Annotated in this window: 1 protein-coding gene; it reads right to left on the bottom strand. The window is 40.6% G+C overall.

Going from position 1 to position 340, the window contains the following annotated elements; all coding sequences use genetic code 11:
* On the bottom strand, positions 1–340 hold a 340-nt coding region (locus ACFINS_RS10400; RefSeq protein ID WP_375706227.1), incomplete at both ends, for a DapH/DapD/GlmU-related protein.

Raw genomic sequence — 340 nt, 5'->3', positions numbered from 1 at the left:
GTTTCACGATAACAGCACAATAAAGATTAGGGCCTATTTCACCGTTTGGGAGTGGTTTTCCGGGAAGAGAACCTGGAACAACGACAGAATAGGGAGGGACTTCGCCTATAAAAATTTCACCTGTTGTACGGTCAATAATTTTTGTAGATTTTCCAATAAAGACTCCCATTCCTAAAACAGAGCCTTCACGAATAATACAGCCTTCAACGACTTCAGATCGTGCACCAATAAAACAATGATCTTCAATAATCGTTGGGTTTGCTTGCAGTGGTTCTAAAACACCTCCAATACCAACACCACCAGAAAGATGAACATGTTTGCCAATTTTTGCACAAGAACC

It is taken from the genome of Bartonella sp. AA2SXKL, from assembly GCF_042197205.1.
GTDB lineage: Bacteria > Pseudomonadota > Alphaproteobacteria > Rhizobiales > Rhizobiaceae > Bartonella.
Note: the sequence above shows the minus strand (reverse complement) of the source record. Positions and strands in the feature narration are given on the sequence as shown.